The sequence below is a fragment of the Desulfococcus sp. genome, from assembly GCF_041737845.1.
In the GTDB taxonomy this organism is placed as follows: domain Bacteria; phylum Desulfobacterota; class Desulfobacteria; order Desulfobacterales; family Desulfococcaceae; genus Desulfococcus.
Genome location: NZ_JBGSQX010000112.1, coordinates 1 through 18662 on the forward strand (window position 1 = coordinate 1; position 18662 = coordinate 18662).

General features: G+C 57.7%; 13 protein-coding genes. 10 read left to right on the forward strand and 3 right to left on the reverse strand.

Features of this window, described 5'->3' with window-relative positions; genetic code table 11:
* The 6 genes from ACEW8N_RS12710 to ACEW8N_RS12735 form a co-directional block, all read left to right on the forward strand.
* Positions 1–1170 (forward strand): IS91 family transposase (locus tag ACEW8N_RS12710; protein WP_373500202.1); only part of this gene is annotated, 1170 nt, incomplete at its 5' end.
* A 499-nt stretch (positions 1171–1669) separates the two neighbouring features.
* Positions 1670–2128, forward strand: a complete 459-nt coding sequence (locus ACEW8N_RS12715) for a hypothetical protein (RefSeq protein WP_373500203.1) — start codon at positions 1670–1672, stop codon at positions 2126–2128.
* A 20-nt stretch (positions 2129–2148) separates the two neighbouring features.
* On the forward strand, positions 2149–2406 hold the full coding sequence (locus ACEW8N_RS12720; RefSeq protein WP_373500204.1) for a hypothetical protein: 258 nt from the start codon (positions 2149–2151) through the stop codon (positions 2404–2406).
* 494 nt (positions 2407–2900) lie between these two features.
* A complete protein-coding gene (locus tag ACEW8N_RS12725) occupies positions 2901–3182 on the forward strand; it encodes a type II toxin-antitoxin system RelE/ParE family toxin (protein WP_373500205.1) in 282 nt (93 codons plus the stop codon).
* An 8-nt stretch (positions 3183–3190) separates the two neighbouring features.
* Complete coding sequence (locus ACEW8N_RS12730; protein WP_373500206.1) at positions 3191–3496, forward strand: HigA family addiction module antitoxin; 306 nt, start codon at positions 3191–3193, stop codon at positions 3494–3496.
* 441 nt (positions 3497–3937) lie between these two features.
* Positions 3938–5863: an ATP-binding protein gene (locus tag ACEW8N_RS12735; RefSeq protein ID WP_373500207.1), complete on the forward strand. Its 1926-nt coding sequence runs from the start codon at positions 3938–3940 to the stop codon at positions 5861–5863.
* A gap of 308 nt (positions 5864–6171) precedes the next feature.
* Here ACEW8N_RS12735 and ACEW8N_RS12740 read toward each other — a convergent pair whose 3' ends face one another.
* A complete protein-coding gene (locus ACEW8N_RS12740; RefSeq protein WP_373500208.1) occupies positions 6172–8109 on the reverse strand; it encodes a TIGR03768 family metallophosphoesterase in 1938 nt (645 codons plus the stop codon).
* Between the two features lie 288 nt (positions 8110–8397).
* On the opposite strand from ACEW8N_RS12740, the gene ACEW8N_RS12745 reads away from it, so the two are divergent.
* Positions 8398–8961, forward strand: coding sequence for a DUF6125 family protein (locus tag ACEW8N_RS12745; RefSeq protein WP_373500209.1), 564 nt, complete (start codon positions 8398–8400; stop codon positions 8959–8961).
* A gap of 654 nt (positions 8962–9615) precedes the next feature.
* Positions 9616–11886: a nitric-oxide reductase large subunit gene (locus tag ACEW8N_RS12750; protein WP_373500210.1), complete on the forward strand. Its 2271-nt coding sequence runs from the start codon at positions 9616–9618 to the stop codon at positions 11884–11886.
* A gap of 388 nt (positions 11887–12274) precedes the next feature.
* On the opposite strand, the gene surE is transcribed toward ACEW8N_RS12750, so the two are convergent.
* Positions 12275–12994, reverse strand: coding sequence for a 5'/3'-nucleotidase SurE (surE, locus tag ACEW8N_RS12755; protein WP_373500211.1), 720 nt, complete (start codon positions 12992–12994; stop codon positions 12275–12277).
* Positions 12995–13196: 202 nt separating this feature from the next.
* On the opposite strand from surE, the gene ACEW8N_RS12760 reads away from it, so the two are divergent.
* Positions 13197–15170, forward strand: coding sequence for an esterase/lipase family protein (locus tag ACEW8N_RS12760; RefSeq protein ID WP_373500212.1), 1974 nt, complete (start codon positions 13197–13199; stop codon positions 15168–15170).
* A gap of 24 nt (positions 15171–15194) precedes the next feature.
* Positions 15195–16142 (forward strand): D-2-hydroxyacid dehydrogenase, encoded by a 948-nt coding sequence (locus ACEW8N_RS12765; protein WP_373500213.1) that lies wholly within the window; start codon positions 15195–15197, stop codon positions 16140–16142.
* A gap of 9 nt (positions 16143–16151) precedes the next feature.
* On the opposite strand, the gene ACEW8N_RS12770 is transcribed toward ACEW8N_RS12765, so the two are convergent.
* On the reverse strand, positions 16152–18605 hold the full coding sequence (locus ACEW8N_RS12770; RefSeq protein ID WP_373500214.1) for a DNA internalization-related competence protein ComEC/Rec2: 2454 nt from the start codon (positions 18603–18605) through the stop codon (positions 16152–16154).
* Between the last annotated feature and the right edge of the window lie 57 nt (positions 18606–18662).

Sequence of the window (18662 nt, forward strand, 5' to 3'; positions counted from 1 at the left end):
GAGGCTCATCTGGTTCGATTCAGCCTGTGCTGCAGCCGGGAAGGGTGCCGGCGCCGGACCTTGCCGCCCTCAGCCCGTTTCGATGGAAGACGGGTTTATTGGGGCTGTGTCATCCTTGTTGTGATGGCCCTCCGGCAGAACGCCTACAATTCATGCGGCAACCGCCACTGCCCCAAATGCCGGGCCATGGCACGGGAACAATGGCTCGCAGCCAGAAAAGCTGAACTGCTGCCGGTCGGGTATTTCCACAATGTCTTCACGCTGCCCCACGATCTCAATCCCGTCCTGCTTTGCAACATGAAACCGATGCTTGAAATGCTGTTCACGGCCGTCAATGAGACGCTCCAGGCCTTTGCCGCGGACCCCCGGTGGCGGCTCGAAGGGCGCCTCGGCTTCATCGCGGTTCTCCACACGTGGAGCCGGACGCTCATGGATCATTTCCACCTTCACTGCCTGATACCCGGCGGCGTTCTTACATTTGACCGAACAGCGTGGCGGCCCGCCCGGAAAAAATTCCTGTTCCGAAAGGATTCCCTGGCAAAGGAATTCAAGAAACGCTACCTCCGGAAACTTGAAGACGCCTATCGAAACAACGAATTGATCTTTCCGGGGAATACCGCTGAAACAGGGACCTCGGAAGGGTTCAACAGGCTTGTCCGCAAATTGCGGTCTTCAAAATGGGTGGCGTACGCGAAACGCCCTTTTGCAGGCCCGGCGCAGGTTCTGGAATACCTGGGCCGGTACACCCACCGCGTGGCCATCTCCAACAATCGCATTCGATCCATAGACGATGGAAAGGTCACGTTTACCTACAGGGATCGAAAGGAGCGTGACGCCATCAAAGAGATGACCCTCGATGCGGATGAATTCATACGGCGGTTTCTTTTGCATGTGCTGCCGAAGGGGTTCATGAAAATCCGATACTTCGGCTACTTGTTCCACAGGGATAAAAAGGCGTCCATCGCATTGATCCGGAACCTCATCGATCCTGATGGGAATTATGGTTTCACGGAAAAGGAATCGGTTCAGGAGATCATGCTCCGCCTGATCGGCCTCGATATCACCCGCTGCCCCAGTTGCGGAAAGGGGCAAATGGTTCATGTCGTCGAAATTCCGAAAGGGTCGTCACCTGTGAACGAAACCCGGGGACGGTATTGCCGTTCTCCCTGATCGTGTCGTGTGTGAAAAACCGCCGCCATCGTGTCGCGATAAACGGCGACTATTGGCTTAAATGCCTGCCGGTTGAGCCAACGGGACAGGTGCGGCTTCATGCAGAATAACCTCTTGAAAATGCATAACAAACGCTACGAGACTCCTTAAAATGACGGGAAACATGTTTTTTAAGTGCTTCGAAGCAACGCCTTCATCTGAGATAATTCCATATTTTCCCTTGCAATTATCGCCTCGCCAATTATATAAAATCCATAAGAATAAACACAGCCGCTACCTATAACCCGCGGCTCAGTTCAACCACATTTTATCCGTCATCCCGCTTTTGTCATCGATCTATCGCCTGTTTTTGGCGGCCTGCCCTCCGTAACCAATGCCGCTTTGCGGGACGACGGATAAAATGCTATTTGTTGGGCAGGCCTATTCCATACGATAAAAAAACCCTTGAAATACTTTAAGTACTTCAGTATCATCCACCCAAATTAAGGAGGTGGATGATATGAGATTTCACAAAGTCGAGATTGATGATGATGTATTTCAGTATGTTAAGGAGAATTCAGAGCCTCTCGTAGACACTTTCAACTCAACTTTAAGGAGGTTGCTACTTGGCAATAGCCTAAAAGCTAAGAAACTAAGCAAGAGGGATCCTGAATCAACTACAAAAAATGGGCTTTTGCCGATTTTGCCAGGACAAACGCCGCAGGCATTACGGCATACTCTTGAAGTTGCCTATCTGGTTCAAAGTGGCGCATATGATAGATCTGATGCAACTCAATTTGTAGCAAAACAACACGGCGTTTTTCCACAAACTGTTCTTGATAAATATTGTAGGCAGCTCAATCTAAAGGCAAGGGAATTTGATCGGCTACTAGAGCAGCCAGGACTAATAGATTTAAAGCACACCCTAAAAGCTAAATTCCCTCAGTATAAACAGCTCATTGATGAAACGCTTTCATGATACGATAGGAGATTTGCTTTATGCATAGCCCCTACAAAAAATTCTATCAAGAAATACCGAGGATTTTGAAGTCAGGTCCCATGGCACATAGATCAATTGCCCGCGAATTAAAAAGAATACTTCCTATGTATTGTGACGATTCAATTCCATGCCCACATGTTAAAGACAATTCAGGACATCCTGAATGGAATCACTTGGCTCGGAGTGCAGAACAAGGTTTAAAAAGAAATGGCATAATATCTTATAACCATGGAATAAGAAAATGGGAATTGGCGTAAGACCTGTCTATCGGGATAGGGAGTAGCCTCACGGCTACTCCCTCCCACGCTACCGCATGAAAGGGTCAAGGTTCCGGCGGTTCGGCGGATCAGGCAGAACGAGGTCCTGAGAGAAACAAGCCGAGCGGGTCAAAACAGGCGTTTGGCATTGCGATGACGACCCACTTGATCTTGCTCATTCTCCACGCCCCTTTCCGGGAACATCCCTTCAGGAGGGCGTGGAGGTATGAAATACCCCGTTCCTGGGGTTCGTTGACACGCGTGCGCGGGTTCTTCCACTGTGCCCGGATGATGGTCAGCAGGGGTCGCCGCTTCGAGCGCCTCGGCGCACCCTTTAGAATACGTGCCGTCCCCGGCACACAAGAAACCGCTTGAGAGGAACTCGGCAAAAATCCGCTGCCGCCCCTCATCCTTTGAGCTATAACTTGTTAATATCAAATCAGATAACAACATAATGCTTGACGTTATTAGCGTGTTGCGTTATTATCCTATCCATGATAAAATCCTTTCGAGACAAAGAAACGGCAAAAATATTCAGCAGGCAAATTTCAACCAAGTTGCCACAGAATATTCAGCGTATTGCACGGAAAAAGCTGGTAATGCTTGATGCTGCAGCGCAATTGAATGATTTACGAACGCCGCCGGGCAACCGATTAGAGGCATTGGAAAGAGACCGGAAAGGTCAACATAGCATACGCATCAACGACCAATGGCGAATTTGTTTCACGTGGCGAGACGGTGATGCGTATGATACAGAAATAACAGATTATCATTAGGAGTTTATATGAACAAGCAGCTTCCCCCCATCCATCCTGGCGAAATTCTTATGGAGGAATTTTTAGCGCCCATGGGAATCAGTCAGTATCGTTTGGCAAAGGACATAAGTGTGCCCCCAAGACGCATAAATGAAATTGTGCATGGCAAAAGAGCCATTACCGCAGATACCGCTCTCCGGCTTGGACGCTTTTTCGGTATGTCACCCCAGTTTTGGTTACATCTTCAAACTCGATATGATCTTGAGGTAACCGAGGATTTTTTAGCTAACAGGCTTGACGATGAGGTTCATGCCTTTCAAGCTCAGACAGCCTAAAATGTGAAGAAGTTATATCGGGATCGGAAGCAGCCTCACGGCTACTTCCTCCCACGCCACCGCACGAAAGGGTCAAGGCCCCGGCGGTTCGGCGGGTCCGGCTTGCCCCGCGAAATTGCACACTCCTGTAAAACCATTCTCAAGCCACTGCATGCGTTGCGGCGCCCAGACCCTTTGGGAAAAAGGAGAGGACCATGGATATGTCCCTGTTCGAGAAGCTGGAAGCTCCGGAGCTGCGGGATCGCTTTTCTGCTGTGGCATTTCCGGGTCGTAGACGCGTTCTGGTCCATCAACATCGCGGACGCGTCAGGTCGTAAAGGCTTCGGGGTGGGATGACGGGCAAAGCGTTTTTGGTCATGAGTTGGGTTGATCCTCCCACTGCCTTGATCGGTGCCGGCTTGCTGACACAACCAATAACACTGCCTGCCAAGGACTGGAAACATGCTGCGACCTATTCGCAAGGGGGAATATCACGTGCTGCCGGAGTTGGCCGAGCATGTTTTCAGGCAGCTCCCGGGTGCCCTTTACACAACGTTTTTGCTCTCTGCATTGATGGTCCGGGTGCTCTGGGACCTCTTTCCTGCGGGAATCCTTCTCTCCTGGCTGACGGCAGTGTATGCCGTTTCCCTGCTGCGGCTCATTCTGTACCACTGGCACCGACTCCGTCCGGACAGTCGGTTCACCCCCGAACTCTGGCTGTACCTCTACTCCTCGGGTGCAGTACTTGCCGGGGTTACCTGGGGGATGGCACCTCTTCTTTTCTATTCCGGCACATCGCCACAGACGAATGTCTTCATCGCATTTGTCCTCGGCGGCCTGATCTCCGGGGCATCCAGTTCGATGGCCCCGTTGAAGACTACCATGCGAGTATTTACAGCGCTGCTTTGTCTGCCGATCGCGACGCTGTTCATCCTCCATGGAGACAGCCTGCACCTGGCCATGGGGTTGATGCTGCTCATTTATGGTGTTGCATACCTTGTGATTTCCGCCAACACGGCGCAAATGATTGTCGACTCCCTGACATTACGGCATGAGAATCTCCTTGAAATAGAAGAGCGCAAGAACGCCGAGACACAACTCCGGTTGATTCAGAAGGATCTTGAGAAAACCGTGGCCGAGCGAACCGTTGAGCTGAGGACTGCCAATGAGGAGCTGTCACGGGAGATCGACGAGCGGCTGCAGGCCGAATCGAGGTTGAGGGTGAGCGAGGAACGCTACCGCAGTCTGGTCGAGTCGTCGAGTGATTGGATATGGGAGGTGGACCGGGATGGGAGATACACCTATTCGAGTCCGAGTATTCTCGCCATGCTGGGATACACCCAGCAGGAAGTTCTGGGGCGCATGTTCTACGACTTCATGCCACTGGACGATGCGGAGCGAACGAAAGCAATCTTCAACTCGAGCAAGTCCAGTGGAAAGTCCTTCGAGCGGCTGGTCAGCTCCTGCCTTCACAAGGATGGGACGGAACGTATCATGGAAACCAATGGTGAGCCGGTTTTTGATGATTCGGGCACGCTCGCCGGATACCGCGGCATCGATCGCGACATCACCCTCCGGGTGAAGCATGAGGACGAAAAGAGGAAGGTTGAGCACCTGAAGTCACTGGGATTGCTGGCCGGCGGGATCGCTCATGATTTCAACAACCTGCTCATGGCTGTCTTTGGCAACATCGAACTGGCGCGGATGGAGATCGATGCCGGTTCGGGAGCCGGGCGGGCTCTGGCGAACTCGCTTGCGGCAATAGAGCAGGCCCGGAAATTGACCGGCCAATTGCTGACCTTCTCCAGGGGCGGCAGCCCTATCCTGGAAGCCACATCGGTTCGCGACCTGATATTCGATTCCTGCCGCTTCGCGCTCAGCGGCACAGACGTCAGGTGCGAATACGACATTCCTGACGACCTTTGGATGGCGGACATCGATCCGAATCAGATCTGGCGGGTACTCAACAACATTCTCACCAATGCCCGAGAGTCCATGCCGGGCGGCGGAACCCTGTGGGTAAAAGCGGAGAATGTCACGGTGGATGAGACATACTCGCCCGCGCTGGCGCCGGGTGACTTTGTCAAGGTGTCGGTCCGGGACCAGGGCGTGGGTGTCTCCAAGACTGACATCCCCCAGGTGTTCGATCCGTATTTCTCCACCAAGATCCGCAGTTCGCAAAAGGGGACCGGTATCGGGCTGGCCGTATGCCATTCGATCATCGAAAAGCACGGCGGGTACATCACGCTCGAATCCGAGCTCGGCCAGGGCACCACGGTGACATTCTTTTTACAGGCGCTGGGCGCGGAACATCCGCCGACGACCCGAACGGGGGATGAACCGGAAATGGGGCCGGCAGGCCATTCGATCTCGTGCTCCTCGATTTAACCATTCGTGGGGGGATGGGCGGCCGAGAAACCCTCGAGAAACTAAAAAATATGGATCCGGGCGTTGTTGCGGTGGTGACCCCTCAAGAACATCGCGCTGGCAAGACGCCCCGAGCTGTTGGGCGGCGGGTTGATCCGGTCGATGGGCGGCTGTTCGGCGGTCAAGACATTGCGTGGCCACGGCGGTCTGGAGAATTGCTGGGGCAGGTGAATAAGTCGATTGAAAGCAAAAAGGGACCGGGGGTCAGCTGGATGCCCGGTCCCATTTTTTTGTGCCCTGGGCAGGTTAATTCGGTGACACATATCTGCTTACAGTGTGGGGAACATCAACTGCATCTTCGCCGTCATTGCCGGACTCAGCTGTTTGAGCAGCTCGGCATTATACGAACCCGTCGGCATCGGCCGAATGCTCGGATCCATCATGATCTCACCGTCCGAGCGAGTTTCGTTCTGGGTGACTGGATCGACAAGGTAATTGGTCGTATTATCCGCTTGATATATACCCTCTGTGTTGACAATCTGCTGCGCCGCGACGGCATACTTGCGCGAGGTCCAGGCAGGTGTTCCCTCTTTGGCTGCCGGATCGACGTTGGTCGTAACGATGGAAATGGTGTAGTCGCTGTTGAGCTTGATATCAAACGTGCGAAACTGCTGCGGAAAATCATGGAACGATGAGGTTTCAACCTGCCAGAACCCATTTTCAGGAGCGTTGACCGGATCAGGTGATTCAAATGCCTTGACGGCATTCACATGCCGATGACCGGCAATCCACAGCAGCAGATTGGGATGGCGGTGAAGTTCTTCAAGCAATTCGGGCAGGTCTACCGCATTTTGCGGCTCATCGGGGTTGGCTGTATTATCAAACCACTCCATAAATGTACCTGTTTTCATAACGCAAATGGGCACGTGCGCCGCGATGATCATGAGTTGATCCTGATCATCACCGTCTGCAAGCTCCGCCTTAAGCCACTGCCAACGGGCTTCATCAAGAAAACCATGCCCATGGATGGCGGTGGATTGGTCGTCTTCCCTTTGGGTGTTATCCAGGACAATCACTTTGATGGGGATATTTGCTTTTGGAACGAAACTGTAACAGGCAAAACCGGATTCCTGTCCTGAGGGCACCCGATCAAAGCCGTGACCGACCGGTTCGGTCGAGGTGTTAAAAAACTCTTCAACCCACTCCGTTTTGGTTAGTGAATAGCGGTCCTGGTCGGCGACAACCCTGGGCGGCTCGCTGAAGTTTTCGACTTGACCGTATTTAATGATCTCCCCGTTCGGGGTGGCGCCATCAATGACGCCCATATAGTATTTGGTCTCTTCAGGGTCTTTGTAGCTGTAAATGTTGTTAGCACTGAAGAGGATATCGGACATGGCAATGACTTCGCCGCTGGTGCAGGATTCTCGCAAGCTCGGGTCGTTGCCGTCTTTGCCGTCCGGCGGGATGGAGCCAAGCCAGAAATGATCGTGATTGCCGATGGCTTGATACCAGGGAATCGACGGGTCGAGCCCCGCGGCTTTATAAGGTCTCTGATAATCGATGCTGTCGGCGCCCACATGAGCACCGGAACTGGGGTGGATGACCTTGCCGTCAATGACATCGATATACCACCGCAGTTCGTTGTGCTGGGTGCTGTTGCAGGTGTCCCCCAGAGAGATGCCGAAGTCGATGGGATTCCTTTGGTGCAGGGCGTTTACCGTTTGGATTGCCGCGTCGAGCACATGGGTTGTATACATCATGATGGGCGAATAGACCGATGTGGCGCCGGCCTCAAAACCATGTTGATCCAACGGTTGCAAATAGATCAACTGGGAAGGCGATTCTTTATCCGTGATATGGATGTCGGTGATGGTAAAAAATCTTAGCAGGGTCGCAGGCTGATTGCTTTCCGGAGGGACATACGTACCCATGATATCGACGCGCTGTTCGGAAACCAGCGGTCCGCCATAACTCCAGACGCCATATCCGTTTTGATCGTATTCTGAAATCCGGCTGAGAAATTCAGGTGCAATCGCCCCGGAGGTTGAGCCGGGCTCGATCGTCCTCTCGAGGGTCGTATAAACATTGGAATCAATCGGGTAACCCGGGACCTGGGTTACCCCGTTGCCATGATCGCCGCATCCAAGCATCCATGAACCCAAAGAAATAGATGCGACGGTGCCGGCGGTAATTCTTATAAAGTCACGGCGCGATACGCCGCTGCCCTGCTCTCTATTTCCGCCGTGTTTCGGTTCGTCTTTTATCATCACTACTCCTATTTTTTTCGCCAGACTTAAAGTCAATCTGTAATTATAGAGACGATATCAGCCTTCGTGCCTGCCCGTCCCATCTGCCACTCCTTTTTCCTATATCGGCCTGTTGGATCATAACTTGAGCGGAAAGATTGATGGTCTCGTAAGCGCTTCACGGGCTGTCCAATTTTTTTCGGTAGTTATGCATTCGGAATGCCTCGATTTTTCAGGCGCACTTCGGTACAATTATCCTGAGATGTCTGATCCACGCCGAATATACCCTTTGAACACCAGGAGAGAACCATGGATATGACCCTGTTCGAGGACATGGAGGCCCCGGCGCTGCGGGAATATATCGCGTTCCTGCTGTGGCATTACCGGGTGGTGGACGCGTTCTGGTTCATCAACATCTCGGATGAATTCGACCAGGCGACGGCCGAACGGATCAATGAACGCGTCTGGGGACAGGTCGGCGGCATGGGAGCGAAGGATCTCATCACCCGGTTCGACATCCGGGAAAAAGGGCTTGAGGGCTTTGTGAAGGCCTTGCGTTATTTTCCCTGGACGATCCTCGTGGGCTATGACATCGAGGTGAGCCCCGACGAGGTCCGGCTCTCCGTGCCGGTCTGCCCGACCCAGGAAGCCCGGAAAAAGCGCGGCTTGGGGGAGTATGTCTGCAAGGAGATGCACCGCCGGGAATTCGAGGGTTTTGCCCGGGTGGTCGACGACCGGATCCGGGTGGAATGCCTCTTCGCCCCGCCGGACCCCCATCCGGAGGGGATGTACTGCCGGTGGCGCTTTACCCTGGAGGATCAGTACACATGTCATTCAGATCCGCCGTCTCCTGAAGGAACCGCCGCCGGATGAACGCTGGGGGCCTTACCGCCGTTTCTGCCGATGCGGATGGCTCTCCACGCCAAGAAGTGTGGCGCTTTTCTGAAGGCTGCCGGTTGCCGCCGCCCTGAAGTCGTCGGCCGGGAAGAGGATGTCGCCCGTGGTCCGGTTCCGGGTGACGGCCTATCGATCGGGTTCCCTTGAGAGATGACTTCAAACTGCAACGCTGGCCAGAAAGCGCATGTTCTGGTATACTCAGATCTATCTTCACAGTCAGCCGCACCCTCAGCGCCCGGGAGAAGAAAGGTTGGATCATATTCGGCGCGTGTGGATCATCATCGCCGATCCCTATGCCTTGGTAGCCTTCACGGAAGGCGAATCATCGCAGCTCGGCCGGGTCGAAAAGACCGATATCATTGATGCCTTTTTTAGAAAGGAGGGCATCGCAATCATGGATATCCGTTTGTCGATGCGCATGACCTTAGGCAAACTCCTGGACGGCCGCCTTCAGGCCCTTCCTGCGCCGACTGCGCCGCAGAGGCCTTCCACACGCCGGCGGATGTCGCCTTGGACTACCCGATTGATCCCGAACACTTGCGCCCGTGTTTTCCGCTCGCCATCGAGGACACAGAGGCGCTCGACCCATTTTGGTAGACACCTTCAACCCAAACATAAGGAGATGTCAGCATGGAAGAAACAGGCTCCAATCCTCCGTCGCTTTCTTTATGGTGGCGCCGCAGTGTTGTGCTGGTCTTCGTCATCGGCATGGCGGTTCTGGGCTTCATGTCGGTTCAGGCCTACCGGCATGCCCCTCCGATTCCTGAACGGGTGGTAGACACCGGCGGCCGAACGGTTTTCACCCGTCAGGACATCGAAGGCGGGCAGCAGGTTTTCTTGAGATACGCCCTGATGCAGAACGGGTCGATCTGGGGTCACGGGGCCTACCTGGGACCGGATTTTTCCGCGCAATACCTCCACGAGCTTTCCATGGATGCCGGCGAGGTCTTAGCGCGGCGGGAATTCAACACGGAGCTGGCAAAGCTTGACAGCGGACAGCGCCTCCTGGTCGATGCCATGATCCCCGCTCTCCTCAAGGAAAACCGCTACGATCCCGCCACCGGCCGACTGACCTTCCTGGATGTCGAGGCCGCCTCCTTTCAGGAGCAACTCTCCCTCTGGGCCGATTATTTCAGCCGGCCGACGACCAGCATGGGGCTTCCGACCCGATACATCAGCGACCCAGAGGAGCTCCGCCAGTTGACGGCCTTTTTTGCCTGGACCGCGTGGGCCAGCGTCGCCAATCGCCCGGACAAGCCCTATTCCTATACCAACAACTTTCCCTATGACCCGACCGTGGGTAACCGCCTGACCAGCGACGCGGTGCTCTGGAGCGCCCTCAGCGTCGTCATGCTGCTGGGCGGGCTGGCCCTGGTGCTGGTGGCCTTCGGAAAGTTCGATTACCTCGGATGGAAGGGCGGTCCCGAGGGCGGCGTCCCGAATCTCCTGGCCGGAGAACCGACCGCCGGACAGAAGGCGACCATCAAATATTTCGTCATTGTGGCGCTGCTTTTCCTGGCCCAGGTCCTGATCGGCGGAGCCCTGGGGCATTATCGCGCCGATCCCGGCGATTTCTACGGCATCGACCTGGCCCAGTACCTGCCGAGCAACATTCTGAGGACCTGGCACCTCCAGCTGGCCATCTTCTGGATCGCCACCGCATACGTGGCCGGCGGTCTCCTGCTTGCCTCCTCCCTGAGCCAAAAGGAGCCCCGCAGGCATGCGGCGGGAATCCATCTGCTCTTCTGGGCACTGGTGGTGCTGGTGGTCGGCAGCCTCCTGGGAGAATTTCTCGGTATCCGGAAATTCTTCGGCCGCCTCTGGCCCTGGTTCGGGCACCAGGGATGGGAATTTCTCGAACTGGGGCGGTTCTGGCAGATCATCCTGGTTGTGGGTTTCACCTTCTGGCTGTGGCTCCTGTACAGGGGAACTACGCCGGCCTTGGAGGATCCGGAGCGCCGGGAGATCACCCAGCTCTTTCTATTGGCCGCCGCCGCGATTCCGATTTTTTACCTGCCGGCCTTCTTCTTCGGCACCACCTCCAACTTCGCGGTGGTCGACATGTGGCGCTTCTGGATCATCCACCTGTGGGTGGAGGGCTTTTTCGAACTGTTCGTCACCGTCCTGGTCGCGCTCACCTTCTACCAGATGGGGGTCGTGAGACGCATCACCGTGGTCAGGATCATCTATCTGGACGCCATCCTTTTCCTGTCGGGGGGCATCATCGGTACGGCGCATCATTGGTACTGGACGGGGCAGACCAATTTCACCATGGCCCTGGCCGCCATGTTCTCGGCCCTCGAGGTGGTGCCCCTCACCCTCCTGACCCTCGATGCATGGGATTTTATCAAACTTACCGGGACCGGTCATACGACGGGCGCCGAAAAGAAGGTCATCCACCACAAATGGGCCTTCTATTTTCTCATGGCGGTGGGGTTCTGGAATTTTGTGGGCGCCGGCATCTTCGGATTCCTCATCAACATGCCGGTGGTCAGTTATTTCGAGGCGGGCACCATCCTGACGCTGAATCACGGGCACGCCGCCCTTTTGGGCGCTTTTGGCATGCTGGCCATGGCGCTTCTGGTCATGGGCCTGCGCCATGTGCTGACGGACGAACAGTGGGTTCTGCCGGAAAAGCTGGTCAAGCTGTCCTTCTGGGGAATCAATACCGGCCTTGCCCTGATGGTCATCACCAACCTGTTTCCCGAGGGAATCCTGCAGATCCGGGATGTTCTGGACAACGGCTACTGGCATGCCAGGAGCCTTGAATTCATGGGGCAGGACCGCATCCGGATGATGGAATGGATCGGCATGCCCTCCCACATGATCCTGATCTTTCTGGGCGTCGTCCCCATGGTGGGCGCTTCGACGTTGACGTATCTGAGAATGCGGAAATCCTGAGTCCGCCGCCGTCGGGTTCCCTGAATTGCCGGCGACCCGACGGCTTCAGTGATATCGGCCGGCCGGAATTCTGGAGGTATACTTTGAGCGGTCACAATCTTCTCTTTATTCCCCTCACCCCAACCCTCTTCCGGTGGGAGAGGGGGGTAAGGAAAATCGCAGATGATGACCGTGAACGGTATATGTGGAAGTCGAATCGTGACGCCGTGGGCGAAATGACAATATGCGTGCCGCGGCAAATGCGCGGTTCCACGAAATTCCCCTCGCCGGGCTACGCCGGCCCGGCGTGGATCTACGCCATTCGCCTACCCCTGACTCAACAAGGCTTCGATACCGAAGAATGGCAGACGCAAGTCGGTGGATTGTGGCAGCCGGGAGAAAAGGCCCTCTACAGGATTGAACCCTCGAGTATTATGGCGTCGGTGCCGATGGGGATCCGGGTGATGGCCACCTCCCCGCCGAAGCAGACGTCCACGTCCTTTCCCGGGTCCCGACGCCGCTCGTGGATCGTCCCCTGATAGATCAACTGCCCGCCCTCCGCCCGGTAGCTGTAGGCATGGGGATGGGTGTCGAGGTCGCAGAACCGGTAGGCAGGAGCCCGGTCGCAGGCGATGGGATGGGGCAGGTTGACGTTCCAGAAGGTTTTTTCGAAATGGCCGTCGGCAAAGAGCATGCGGAGAATGGGCCCGGCATGGCACATGGTAGCCTCCCAGTCGATGGGCTGGCCCCTGGAGATATACTGGGAGACGGCAACCGACCGGCATCCCAGGATGGCTGCTTCCCGGGCCGCGGCCACCGTTCCGGAATTGTAGACATCCGAACCCAGATTGGCGCCGGGGTTGATGCCTGAAACGAGCCAGTCCGCATCCGGAACCAGGTGCTTCAGGGCGACCCGGGCGCAGTCCGCCGGCGTCGCATCCACCCACCAGCGATTTTCCCCTGCCCGGCCGAACGGGATCGGCGACCGCGCCGTCACCCGGTGGGCCACCCCCGACTGTTCGGTCCGGGGCGCCACCACGACGGGCGTGGCGAACTCCGAAATGATCCGGATCAGGGCCGCAAGACCCGGGGCTTCAAAGCCGTCGTCATTGGTGAGAACAATCTTCATGCGTGACATTCCTCCAGCAGGTTCAAGTAATTCCGTTTGATCCCCATCCCCATGAGAGCAAAACCATCCGAAAAAATCAAGACGACTTTTTTTAGGATGTATCGGAAAAATAAACATTAAAACTTGCCGCGCTGCAAAAAACAGACTATTATATTTAGTTTTTAAGCTAGTTATCATCCACATTCTTTTCATGAGGAGCGTTATGGTTGACCTGATCGAAAGTAAATTTCGGAGCATTTGCATCACCTCTTTACTGTTTTTCTGCCTGGCGGCCCTGCCGGCGGGAACAGTTTTTGCCGGAAGCGTCTCCCCCGGGGACCTGGACCGGGCGGCCAATGACCCCGGCAGCTCCGGCCTCGTCACCGTCCAGCGCCAGGGCGAACCGGCATCCGTCGAAATCGAGGAATACACGGAGATCGTCCTTCAGATCCACATGAACGACCCGGACACGCCGGCATCGGTGCTGGGGTGCGTGATCGTGCGGATGGACGCCGAAACCGAACCCTTTCCCGTGAGCGTTCCCCTCATTGAGGAGGCCTCCCCGGGTACCGTGCTTCCCATCGTTCAGCCGAACCAGACCGGCAGCGCCTGGGCCCGTTCGAAATGGGCGGCCGTCGTGGATGAGGACGGGTTTACCGCCACCTTCGAGACCGGGTCTCCGGGAGTCTACGCGGTCTACAACCCCGAACGGGAGGCGGCGGAGCCGCAGGGCGCGGCCTTGAAGTCCTTCACCACCGTGGCGCCCTCCCAGGAGGAAATCACGCTCATGGACGATCCGGGCGAGTGGGGCCTCCTCCTGCAAAACGGCCCATCCGAAACCAAGATTCCGCTCATTATCGTCCACGGCGACAACAGCTTCCGTCATAAAGGAGACCGGTGGGATGATTTTTTAGACTGGGTCTCCAGCAACCCGGAATTCGATTCCCGGTATGAAATCTGGCGGTTCCGTCACAACACCGAAACCGTCATCGGGTACAACGGCCAGACCGGCAATGCCAAGGAGCTGGGAGACGCCATCCTCAACCAGTTCGGGCCGGACCGGAAGATCATGCTCATGGCCCACAGCCGCGGTGGACTGGTGTGCCGGGCCTACATGAACCGTTACGGGGATGGAAACGAGGGCGACCGGGTCCTGGGGCTTGTGGCCCTGGCCACCCCCCACCATGGGTCGCCGGGGGCCGTCCCCGAGTGGGGCCTGGAAACAGTCAACGCCTCGTTCAAGGACACGGAGCTCGCCAAGGCGCTTTATGGAACATCATATGAGGCGGCGGCGGTCAACATTTCAAACGAGGGTACCATGGGGCTCGCCTGGGACAATTTCGACGGGCCGGAGAACGGTGCCCCCTATATCCAGTTCGATCTGGAATCGAATATCGGAAACAGCCATACCCTCTCGGTCCTGGACACCAATCTCAGCAATCCAACCCTGCCGGCCTCCCAGACCGATGACACGATCTATCTTCCCGACCGTGCCTCCGGGACATTGGAGGAACTCAACCAGGACGCCCGGTATTTCGGAAAGATCATCGCCTACGGCGGCTACGACACCGACCTCGGGGTCACCGACCAGTTGAAGTTCTCCTGGCTCGACATCTCCTTTCAGGACCACATCGGACTGGAAATCTTCACCCAGCTCATGGCCGACATGCAGTCCAAAAACGGCGACAACCCGGAACTTAAGAAGCTCTTCATGGCCAACGACGGCATGGTGCCGCTCCAGAGCGCCTTCCTGCTGAAAAAAGACCCGGGGGCCGAGCCCATGTACGAGACCAAGGAAGATACGGATTTGGGGTTGATCAAATCCATTGAGATCCACCTCAAGGATTTCACCTCCCGACTGAATTTTCGCAAATCCTATGTCTGCGAGGATTTCGACCACCTCCACCTGGTGGAGGGCAAGGGCGGAATCGCCTACGACAAATCAGACTACTGGGATCACGTCTCCCGCAGCATCGACGAACTGGCTTCCCTGTCCGAGGAGGAGGCCCGAAACTTTACGCCCCAGAGCGAGATCCTCTATGATATCGATGGGACGCCCTCCTTTTCGGAGGTCATCGAAGGTGATAACTGTTTCATCGGTGTCATGGGCGGCAGGAATGCCGTCGGGATGACCGGACTCCTGATCGCCGCAGCCGTTTGCCTGGGAATCCTCAGCGCCGCACGACGAAAGGAATGAGCCAAAACCCGATGGAAGGGTGACATGACGGCCGACCCCAACGTGCTTCTCATCCTGTCCCGAAATGCGGCCCGCTACGGAGGTCTGATCGACTCCGCGGGCCTCACGGGGCTTACGCGGCATGTCTCGGAGTGCGTCGATGATGCGCGGGACGCGGCCCGCCGCGCCACCATCGTCCTGGGGGACCCGCCGCTGGTGTCGGGCATCCTGGCGGATGCCCCCAACCTCCGGTGGATCCAATCCACCTTCGCCGGCGTGGACGCCCTCCTCCCCCTGCCCCGGGAGGGGATCCTCCTGACCCATGTCAAGGGGGTGTTCGGCCCCCTCATGAGCGAGTATGTCTTCGGCTATATTATCGCCCTCACGCGGAACCTCTTTGAGATGCGCGAAAACCAGATGCGCGGCGCCTGGTGCGAGATGCCCTACCGCAGCCTCAGCGGAAAACGCATCGGCATCTGCGGCACGGGGGACATCGGCCGCCACCTGTCCAGAACCGCCCGTCACTTCGGCATGGAGGTCTGGGGCTACCGGCGGAGCATCCGCCCCTGCCCGGATGTCGACCGCATCTTTTACCGGGACGATTTTGCGGTTTTTCTCGCAGGCGCCGATGTCGTGGTCATCACCCTTCCCCTCACCTCCGCCACCCGGGGGCTCTTCGATGCAAAAGCCTTTGCGGCCATGAAAGAGACGGCCGTCCTGATCAATGTCGGCCGGGGCCCCGTCGTCTCGGAAGCAGACCTGGCCCGGGCCATCCAGGGGGGCCGGATCCGGGGGGCCGTGCTGGATGTCTTTGAGACGGAGCCGCTGCCGCCGGACAGCCCCCTCTGGACCCTCCCGGGCGTTTTCATCACCCCCCACCAGGCGGCCTTCAGCTTTGCCGAGGACATTGCCGCCATCTTTCTGGAAAACTACCGCCGCTTCACGGCTGGGGACCCGCTGAAATATGTCGTGGATTCGGGCCGCGGATACTGACCGCCGCCGTCAGGGGGCGGCGGGGCCGACAAGAAGCCTCCGGCCGTCCGTCTGAAGCACCAGGGCGCCGTCAATGTCGGTGCGCAGAACGCGTGCGCCCACGGATCGGTACCGGGCCAGGACCTCGGGATGGGGACATCGGAACCGGTTGTCCCATCCTGCGGAAACCATCACGACCTCCGGCCGGACGCATTCCAGGAAGGGCGTCGAACTGGAGGTCCGGGAGCCGTGATGGGGCGCCACGAGCACACGGTGGTGAAGCCGGTCCCCCCACATCTTCACGAGATCCAGCTCCGCTGCCTTCTCGATGTCCCCGGTAAACAGGATCCCGACCCGGCCCGAACGGACCGCGATCACCAGGGAGCGGTTATTGGCCTTTCCGCGCCATTTCTCACGGTCCCGCAGGGCGTCATCCTCCAGCGCAAACCCGGGCGGCGGATAGAGGATCTCCATATCCACCCCGTTGATGCGGTGTTGGCGCGGCAGGTCATCGAACGCCGGGGCCGGGATGCCCCTGGCTTCAACGAGTTTCATAAAGTCCCTGAAATGATCCCCGTCGCCTTCGGCACCGCTCGTCCATATAGTTTTCACACGGAATTCCGCCACGATCGCAAACAGCCCGTTCAAGTGGTCGCTGTCGGGGTGGGTGAGCACCACCGCATCCAGGGTGAGGATTTTGCGTCGGCGGAGAAACGGCGCCACCACCCGCGCGCCCACGTCAAACCCGTCCCGGTCGTAATAGCCGCCCCCGTCGATCAGCATACGGTATCCCGCAGGAAATTCGACAAGGGCGGAGCCTCCCTGACCGACATCGATCAGCGTGACCCGGAGGTCCTCGCGGAAAAATCGGTCATGGGTCCAGTACAGCGCATCCCCCAGTCCGGCGATCAGAAGGAGGCCCCACACGATTGCAGCTCTTTTTCCGGCACCTTCGGGCCGGATTGCCCTGGACCTTTTCTGGCTTAGAAACACCAGGAAAGCCCATCCGGCGGCATAGTAAAGGCCGATCTCAAAGACCGTGGGCGTCACCGTCCGGAAGTATCCGAACGGCAGTTCCGAGAAAAGGGGCAGCACCTTCAGACCGGCATCCAGGAGCGCTCCGGAGACCTGGAGCCCGTACCCGCAAAGGTCCATGCTCACCGGAAAGAGAAAAACGGACAGGAGGCCGATGGGCAAGACAAGGCATCCCACGAGGGGGATATAGAAGAGATTGGCCAGGACGCCGATGAAGGATGCCTGGTTGAAATAGTACATGGTGAGCGGCAGGGTTCCCAGGATGGCCAGGAGCGAGACGGCCATGAAGGCCGCCGCCTTCTCTTTCAACCGGCCGAACCGGGCCTCATCCGACGGGGCCTGACGCGAAACGGCCCGCATGCCCGGGATAATGGCGATGACCGCCGCAAACGAGAGCTGGAAGGAGATGGCGAAAAGGGCCGGCGGAAACACCACGAGGACCGCCAGGGCTGCCAGGGCGATGTTGTTTTCACCGTCCGATGGACGCCCGAACCAGAGGGCGAGGCAGACCGCCCCGGCCATGCAGACCGCCCGCTGCGTCGATGGCGGCCACTGGGCCAGGGTGGCGTAGGCCAGGACGGGGATCAGGGACGCCATGGCCGCTGATTTTCGCTGCCAGCCGTGCCACAGGAGGGGCGGGACAAATGCGAAAAGCCGCATGAACGCCCCATAGAACAGGGCCAGGATCATGCCGATATGGAGCCCCGAGATCGCCAGCAGGTGGCTGATGCCCGCCCGGTTGAACTGCTCCCGCAGCCGCGGCCCGATCCCGCTCGTGTCGCCGATCAGGAGTGCCGACAGGACGGCGCCGGCATCCCCCGGGCATGCTTCGCCCATCCGGGCATGAATCCCGGACCGGAGCGCCGATCCCGCCGGACTCGCAAGCGCTGCCGACAGGGATCCCTTCGGCAGCGGGCGGGGCCTTTCCCATCCCTCGGGCGTCAGGACCGCAAGGCTGCCCTTGCGGACATAGGTGGCGCAGTGGATCTCCTGGAAGGCCATGAAGCGCCCGTAATCGAAGCCGCCGGGGTTCCGGAAGCTCCGGATCCTGCGGATCCGGCCTGAAAAACGAACCGCATCCCCCTGCCGGAGGAGCATCGCATCCCCGGTCCCGACGCTCACACGGATCCGCCCTGCCGCGGCTTTCCCCTCCTCGCCCAGGGATTCGACGGCCGCGATGAAGGAGATGCGGCTCCCGCGCGTCTCGGGCCAAGTCAACAGCCGGGCCTGGATGCATTCATGGGTGAGGTCCGCCTGGTGAACGATATGGCTGGATGGGAAGTGGGGGGAGACCCACTGCTGAATCGAAAGATAGCCCAGCAGAAGAAACAGAAGAAGCGGCGAAAAGAGGCCGGGGCCGACCGCGGCGACATCCCGGATGAGCCACAGGAGGCAGATCCCGGCCGCACCCCACGCATAAGCGCCGCCCCCGGGGAAGCGTTCTCCCATGAGAATTCCGGCCCCGAATGCGATCAGCAGCGGAACCGCCGGCCGGAGAAAGCGCCT